The sequence below is a fragment of the Plantactinospora solaniradicis genome, from assembly GCF_042658085.1.
Lineage (GTDB): Bacteria > Actinomycetota > Actinomycetes > Mycobacteriales > Micromonosporaceae > Plantactinospora > Plantactinospora solaniradicis.
This window is the reverse complement of the sequence record NZ_JBHSPR010000081.1, coordinates 1-7,615: the sequence shown is the minus strand read 5'-3', so window position 1 is coordinate 7,615 and position 7,615 is coordinate 1. Positions and strand designations below refer to the sequence as shown.

Sequence of the window (7,615 nt, the reverse complement as noted above, 5' to 3'; positions counted from 1 at the left end):
ATCTGACCGCCCCTCCGGCACGAGCCCGACGCGTTTCCGATGCCGCAACGCAACGGCGCCCCTGACCGACCCGCAGCAATGGCACGGCTACGCCTACGGCCACAACAACCCGATCAACTTCGCCGACCCCAGCGGCCTCAAGGACTGCGATTACACTGACTGCAACCACGACGGCAGCGACAAGAACCCCGGCAAAGGCAACGGACCCGGAGGCGAAGGCGGAGGCGCGGTCGGCGGAGGACGACTACCCAACGACACACCCACCTACAACCCCCCAACACCGCGCCCACCAACCATCCGCGGATACCCACTGCCCAAGGGCGGACCAGACCTCGTCGACCTCGCCCGCCTCGTCGGGAAGGACCGCCGGCTTAAGAACGGCGTCGACCCCGGCGAAATCGCCATGATCATCCTCGATAAATGCAATCCACTATTTGGCACCGAGATCGAGTGCAGTGACGAATTCGAACGAGCGCTGCGCGCCGACTGGCGCGACCTGGTGTACTTCGAAAATCTAGAAGAAGCGATAGAAGCAGAGTCGGGCAGGATCGGTTCCGGTGGCTTGCCCGGAGGCAGGGGTGCGCGGCCTGGCGCATGCGGTCTCCGAAGCTTCGCCGGCGAGACACCCGTCCAGATGGCCGATGGCTCCCACAAACGCATTTCAGAACTGAGAGTCGGAGACGAGGTCCTCGCAACCGATCCCGAAACCGGCGAACAAGGCCCCCGTGCAATCACTTACCTGTGGATCCATGAAGACCAACTCGTCGACCTCAAACTGGCCGACGGCACCACACTCACCACGACCGAAGACCACCCATTCTGGAACCACACTGACCAGCAATGGCAGGACGCCCAACAACTCGACCGCGGCGACCTGCTCCTGAGCCCCAGTGGGGCCCGCGTAGCCGTCGAGGGGCTACTCTCCCAAACGACGACTCGGGGTATGGCCTATAATCTCACCGTCGCTGGCATCCACACGTATTATGTGGTGGCTGGCACCGGGCCGGTCCTCGTGCACAATTCCAACGGTGGTTGTGGTGTGCCGGGTCCAGGCAAGCGAAAGCGCGCTGAGGACCTCCAACCCGACCCGAACGCGATCGGCGACCATACTGTATTTTTGAGGGATGAGAATGACCGTGTGATTCAATACCAAACCTGGATTGCAAATGATAGGGCTCCGGGTGGATGGGTTAAAGGGCCGAGGTTCCGTGGTACAGGAAGAATACATTCAGGAGTTGAGCCTCCGATCTACTACCCGACGGGCGGCGGCAGGGGAATTACAGCTGCAGGTAAAAACCGTCCGATTGGTTACCCTTACTAGGGAGGAATGTCGATGAAATCGGATTCGAGGGCGGCTGCCATACTTCGTGAAGCGTTTCCTGAGGTCGACTCCGACGATCCAGTATCATATTTCTCTCGCACGGGAGACATATTCCAAGCTTTGAGTTATGCCTGGCTGTTTTGGCCGCGACTGGTGGAATTGCACGGTGCCGTCTTTCTCGCCTTGGACGGTCACGATGAGGAAGATATATCCAGCCGTCTTAAGGTCCCTCTTGCGGACGGCCATCCGGCATGGCCCAGTCTTACCTGGCGCGAGGCGGTGGATAGCTATAACACCTTTGAGGTCGCTCAGCTATTCCGCCGCTGGCGGGAGCCGCGAGATATGGTCTCAGAGGCCTACCTGGAACTAGCTCAGATCTTGGTCGAGACTTGGGACTGCCGATTGCATCAGCAGTATCCAGACCGGGCATTCTCCGTTAACTTGTCCGAAGTTGGTGAATCTGTGGAATTGTGTGTAGAGGTTCGACAAGAGTCACCCGATCTGAGGGTGCCACTTAGATGGAATGAGCAGCGCCGATTTATTGACATATAGCAGAGGTGATCCAGCAAATTGGTGATGCCTCCGCAGCAGGGGAAGGACCTCGACAACCTCGCCCTCGATGTGCTCCCGGCGGTCCACGAGGTGCTTCGTCCCCATGTCGAGCCATGGCACCTCACTCCCGGACTCCTTGACGAGGGCGACCGGGCAGACACGCAGATGAAGCTGAAGCGCGATCAGGCGCTCAAGCGACTGAAGTCGCTCAACGCCCAGAGCGTCACCGCCTACCAGGTCGTCGAGCTGAAACGTCGTCCAGAACACCCTGTACCGTTCGGAAACTCGGTCATGGCCCGTGAAGTGCGGTTTTGTGTGATGTCGGGCGTGTGTTGATGGCCATGCTGACGTCCATGATCCTGTCGTGTGGGTACCTGTTCCTGTGTCAGATCACGCAGTTGATCGTGCTTGCGTTGCGCGGCGATCGGTCGAACGAGGTCGAGATCCTTGTGCTGCGTCACCAGGTTGCGGTCCTGCGTCGGCAGGTCAGCCGTCCGGATCTCGAGCCAGCGGACCGGGCGGTGTTGTCGGTGTTGTCGCGTCTGCTGCCCCGACCGCGGTGGGCGAGTTTCTTCGTCACCCCGGCCACCCTATTGCGGTGGCACCGCGACCTGGTGGCACGAAGGTGGACCTACCCGAGACGTCCGGGCCGTCCATCAACTTCAGCGCAGGTGCGCAGGCTGGTGCTGCGGCTGGCCCAGGAGAACCCGACCTGGGGCTGCCGGCGGATCCAGGGCGAACTGGGCGGCCTCGGCTACCGGATCGCAGCCAGCACCGTATGGAAGATCCTCACACGGGCCGGGCTGGATCCCGCACCGCGGCGCAGCGGGCCGACCTGGACCCAGTTCCTGGCCGCCCAGGCCAAGGGGATCCTCGCCTGCGACTTCCTGCACGTCGACATGATCGGCCTGACCCGCGTCTACGTACTGTTCCTGATCGAGATCGGGACCCGGCGGGTACACATCCTCGGCGCGACCAGAAACCCGACCGGGGCGTGGGTGACCCAGCTGGCCCGCAACCTCATGATGGACCTCGGGGACCGAGGGTCCCAGTTCAAGTTCCTGATCCGGGACCGGGACACCAAGTACACCGCCATGTTCGACGGTGTCTTCACCGCTGAAGGGATTGAAGTCCTGCGCAGCCCGTCCGGCGCACCGCGAGCCAACGCCCACGCCGAACGGTGGGTAGGCACGGTACGTCGGGAGTGCCTGGACCGGATGCTGATCTACAACCCGCGGCACCTGCAGGTCGTGTTGGACGAGTACGTCACGCACTACAACGACCATCGACCCCATCAGGGCCGAGCCCAACGCCCACCGAACCGCGAGGAACCACCTCCACCGGTGGCCGACCTGGCCACGATCCGGGTACACCGACGGAAGATCCTCCACGGCATGATCAGCGAATACTTGCAGGCAGCGTAGCCAGAACCGGGTTTACGAACGGTACACGGGGTGAAGTGCAGGTGAAACCGGGGATGCTTCACCAACCACTGCCGGATGGCGGGCGTCTTGTGGGTGGCGTAGTTGTCAGGACCAGGTGCAGGTCCAGGTCCGGCAGGGTCGCGGCGTCCACGGTGCGCAGGAAACGCAGGAACTCCTGGTGCCGATGCTTGCGCTGGGTCTGTCCGATCACTCTGCCGGTCGCCACATCGAGGGCGGCGAACAAGCTGGTGGTGCCATGCCGGACGTAGTCGTGCGTCACCCGACCCGGCACGCCAGGCATCATCGGCAACATCGGCGTGGTTCGATCGAGGGCCTGCATCTGCGATTTCTCGTCCACCGCCAGGACCATGGCAGCCTCCGGCGGGTCCAGATACAGCCCCACGATGTCACGGACTTTGTCAATGAACAGCGGATCGGTCGACAGCTTCCAACTTTGGACCAGGTGAGGCTTGAGCCCGAACGCCCGCCAGATCCGCGAAACCGCCGTCTGGCTCAGCCCCACCGCACTCGCCATCGACCGGGTCGACCAGTGACTGTCCTGGTTGGCCGGCGACTCCTCAAGCGTCTTCGTGATCACGGCCTCGACCTGGGCGTCACCGACCTTCCGCGGCGCACCCGGACGCGGCTCGTCCCGCAGCCCGTCCACCCGGTCAGCCAAGAACCGCTTACGCCACTTGCCGACCGTCGGCAGCGACACGCCAAGCTGGCGCGACACCTCACTGTTGGACAAGCCCTCCGCGCAGGCGAGGACGATCCGCGCCCGCACCGCCAACGCCTGCGCCGTCTTCGGCCGCCGAGCCAAACCCCGCAACGCCTCCCGCTCCTCAGCGGTCAGCTCCAACAAGACCAGCTTCGGACCACGACCATCACCCACCCAGACAACCTAACAGCGAACTAACGACTCGGGACACTAGCCGTCCCGATCCCGGATGAAGTACTTCACCTGGCATCCCGCGTCCTCGAGGTCCATGACGAGGTTGCGGGCAGTCTGGGTCACCCACGCGGCGGTCGGGTGCGCGGTCGCGCCGAGGACGCGGACGCGGCGGCTGGCGTGCTCGATTACGGCGAGGATGTACAACCTGGTGCCGGTCAGCGTGATGGTCTCGATCTCCCAGACCGTGGAGGCGGCGACCGTGACCCCGAGGGTGAGCAGTTCCCCGTGCACCCTCCGAAGGTTACAAGGTTTCGGGGTCGGCATCCGCATTCTGTCGGGCAGCGTCGTCGATGGTTCGGAGCGGGTTGATGGTTCGTTCCGGTTGGTTGAGTGTGGCTTGTTGGCTGTCGGTTCGCTGGGCTGATTTGGGTAGTCTTACGCCACCCTCCTCACGGATTGGTGATCTTAATGTCGCAGGTTGTGACGTATCGAGTTGATGACGAGGTCGAGGTTCAGTTCGAGTTCGAGCCGGTGGAGGGCTTCACGCCAGCCGGCGTTGAAGAGGTGGCGGTTCGGGTACGGGAGGCGGTCGAGCCGGCTGTGGCGGCCGCTCGGACGGTGTTGGAGCAGGTCAGGGCGCTTGGTCCTGAGGGTGTGGAGGTGACGTTCGGGATCAAGGTCACAGGGACGGCGAACTGGCTGGTCGCAAAGGCGGCGACGGAGGGGAATTTTGGGGTGAAGTTGTCCTGGGGACCCGGCGGGGGGACTGGGGTCGGCGCCGAGTGTGACTGACCGGGATGCGGCTGGGGTGAGCCATCCGCACGACGTTTGGACGGCGACGGTGTACGGGCCGGGCCCGGAGCCGGCGGTGATCGGGTCCGGCGTGTTGGTCGACGAGTGGCGGGTCCTCACCTGTGACCACGTTGTCGCTCGGCATCGGGCTGCGCCCGCTGGTCTGGAAGTGGCGTTCCGCAAGGCGGGCGTGGTGCCGACGCTGCGGGTGCGGGTGGCGCGGGTGAGCGAGGCGACGCCGGAGGCCGACGTGGCGGTATTGGATTTGGTCGAGCCGGTCCGGGTGCCGCCTGCTCCGTTGCTGTGTCCAGAGCCGGCGAACCTGTTGGGCGACAGGTGGTGGGCGTTTGGATTCCCGAAGGGGTTTCCCCGCGGCAACGCCGCAGACGGCAGGGTAGGGGAGGTGCTTGCCGACGGCTGTGTACGGTTGAACACCGAGTCGCGGTATGGAGTGGAGCAGGGGTTCAGCGGCACGGGCCTGTGGTCGCAGCGTTACCGGGCGGTGGTGGGGCTGGTCGGGCAGGTCCAGGTCGGTGGCCCCCACCGGGGTGATGCGGACGCGGTCACGCTGCACCGGGCGGATCTCGCCCTGCCGGAGGCGAAGCTGGCGGTGCTGGCCGGATGGCGGGTCGACGACGCCGACGAGGTGGCCCACGCCGCGTGGGGCTGGACGCTCACCGATGACCATGACGCTGCGGCGCACTGGGATCCGCGTGGCCGTGGAGTGATACAGGGCGACGAACGTGGATTCCGGTTCCAGGGCCGGCGTGCTGCGCTGTCGGAAATCGTGATGTGGCTGGCCGTCCCGCCGGGGGCCGGGCGTCCTCTGTTGGTCACCGGCTCTCCCGGTAGTGGGAAGTCGGCGGTACTCGGCCGGCTGGTGACCACGGCTGATGCCCGGTATCGGCAGCAGGTGCCCGACGATGGGCAGGTCGCTGCGCCCGTCGGGGCGATCGCCTGCGCCGTGCACCTTAAAGGCAAGACCGTCATGGACGCTGCGAACGAGATCGCCCGCGCGGCGGCGTTACGGCTGCCGCAGCGCCCGGACGAGGTCGCGCCGGCGTTGTATCGGTGGCTGGCGGCCCGGCCGAGGCGCCGGTTTACGGTGGTTTTGGACGCTCTCGACGAAGCGTTCACCCCGGCCGAGGCCCGCGCGGTCATCACCGAACTGATCCTGCCCGTAGCCCGCACCTGCGCCGAGGTCGGCGCACAGGTGTTGGTCGGGACCCGCCGGTATGACCACGGGGGGCGGTTACTCGATGTCTTTGGCGACGGTGTCGACCTGATCGATCTCGACGAGCCGAGGTACTTCGACCGTGCCGACCTTGTCGCGTATGCGCTGGCCACACTGCAGCTACGCGGTCAGGAACGTTCGGGCAACCCGTATAACGACGCCGCGCGAGCCCGGCCGGTCGCCGATCGGATCGCCGAGCTGGCCCAAGGGAATTTCCTGGTCGCAGGTCTCGTCGCCCGCCGCCACGGGCTGCACGACCTACGCCCGGTCGACCCGGACAGGTTGCACTTTCCGCCCGATGTCGGCGCCGCGCTGCGCGACTACCTGGCTCGGCTGACTGATGCCGGCCTGGCATGGGTGGATGCCGCGATGACGACATTGGCCTACGCGCAGGCGCCCGGCATGCCGCTGCACCTGTGGCAGACCGCTCTCGGCGGCACCGGTGTGCAGGTCGCGCCGGCCGACCTTGCTGCATTCGCCACCGGATCGGCCGCAAACTTCCTGATCGACGCCAGCACCACCGGCGACGAGCCGACCTACCGACTGTTCCACCAAGCGCTCAACGACACCCTTCAGGACACCCCGGACCGGAGGGCAAGGCAGCGCGCCATCACCACGGCGCTGATTACCCACGGCCAGCATCACGGTTGGGTCGACGTGCACCCCTACCTGTTGCGCGCCCTCCCGATCCACGCCAGTGGCGCCGGAATCGTTGACCAGCTGTTGACCGACGACGCCTACGTCCTCCAAGCCGACGTGCCCCGCCTGCTTTCCGTCGCTGACCACGCCGTGACCGCGCTTGGCCGTGACCGCGCCCGGCTGCTCCGCCTCACCCCTTCAGCCGCTGACGCCGCGCCTGGGCAGCGCGCTGAACTATTCAGCATCACTGCCGCGCTGGAACACCTGGCACCGGTGAGCCCTGGCCGGCATTCGATCCGCTACCGCGCCCGGTGGGCCGCGACCAAGCCTCGCGCGGAATACGCCATCCTCGAAGGTCACACGGGCCGTTTGTATGGGGTGTGTGGTGTGTCGGTGAGTGGGCGGAGCCTGCTCGCTTCCGCCTCAGGCGATGGAACCGTGCGGCTGTGGGATCCGGTTACCGGGCAGCACGAACAGACTCTAAAAGCTCGTGCCGGCTCGGTGAACGGGGTGTGTGGTGTGTCGGTGGGTGGGCGGAGCCTGCTCGCCTCCGCATGTGCTGATGGGACGGTGCGGCTGTGGGATGTGGCTACCGGGCAGCACGAACGGACTCTGGAAGGTCACCGCGGCTCGGTGAACGGGGTGTGTGGTGTGTCGGTGGGTGGGCGGAGCCTGCTCGCCTCCGCATGTGCTGATGGGACGGTGCGGCTGTGGGATGTGGCTACCGGGCAGCACGAACGTTCGCTGGAAGGTCACAC

The 7,615-nt window shown here is 65.3% G+C and carries 6 protein-coding genes and 1 pseudogene; 5 read left to right on the top strand and 2 right to left on the bottom strand.

The annotated features are described in order from the left end of the window. The 3 genes from ACFP2T_RS43195 to ACFP2T_RS43185 all read left to right on the top strand — a co-directional run. Positions 1 to 1,321: polymorphic toxin-type HINT domain-containing protein (locus ACFP2T_RS43195; RefSeq protein ID WP_377432841.1), on the top strand; the 1,321-nt coding region annotated here is incomplete at its 5' end. A gap of 576 nt (positions 1,322 to 1,897) precedes the next feature. Further along, positions 1,898 to 2,209: a hypothetical protein gene (locus ACFP2T_RS43190; RefSeq protein ID WP_377432840.1), complete on the top strand. Its 312-nt coding sequence runs from the start codon at positions 1,898 to 1,900 to the stop codon at positions 2,207 to 2,209. A gap of 17 nt (positions 2,210 to 2,226) precedes the next feature. Further along, positions 2,227 to 3,297, top strand: coding sequence for an integrase core domain-containing protein (locus tag ACFP2T_RS43185; RefSeq protein WP_377432839.1), 1,071 nt, complete (start codon positions 2,227 to 2,229; stop codon positions 3,295 to 3,297). A 26-nt stretch (positions 3,298 to 3,323) separates the two neighbouring features. Here ACFP2T_RS43185 and ACFP2T_RS43180 read toward each other — a convergent pair. Continuing rightward, positions 3,324 to 4,168 (bottom strand): annotated as a pseudogene (locus ACFP2T_RS43180) (IS630 family transposase); the annotation flags it as partial. 60 nt (positions 4,169 to 4,228) lie between these two features. Then, a complete protein-coding gene (locus tag ACFP2T_RS43175) occupies positions 4,229 to 4,483 on the bottom strand; it encodes an integrase (RefSeq protein ID WP_377432838.1) in 255 nt (84 codons plus the stop codon). A gap of 177 nt (positions 4,484 to 4,660) precedes the next feature. On the opposite strand from ACFP2T_RS43175, the gene ACFP2T_RS43170 reads away from it, so the two are divergent. Both ACFP2T_RS43170 and ACFP2T_RS43165 read left to right on the top strand, forming a co-directional pair. Then, positions 4,661 to 4,984 carry a CU044_2847 family protein gene (locus ACFP2T_RS43170; protein ID WP_377432836.1) on the top strand — a complete coding sequence of 108 codons (324 nt, stop codon included), beginning with the start codon at positions 4,661 to 4,663 and terminating at the stop codon, positions 4,982 to 4,984. A gap of 16 nt (positions 4,985 to 5,000) precedes the next feature. Next, on the top strand, positions 5,001 to 7,615 hold a 2,615-nt coding region (locus ACFP2T_RS43165), incomplete at its 3' end, for a trypsin-like peptidase domain-containing protein (protein ID WP_377432834.1).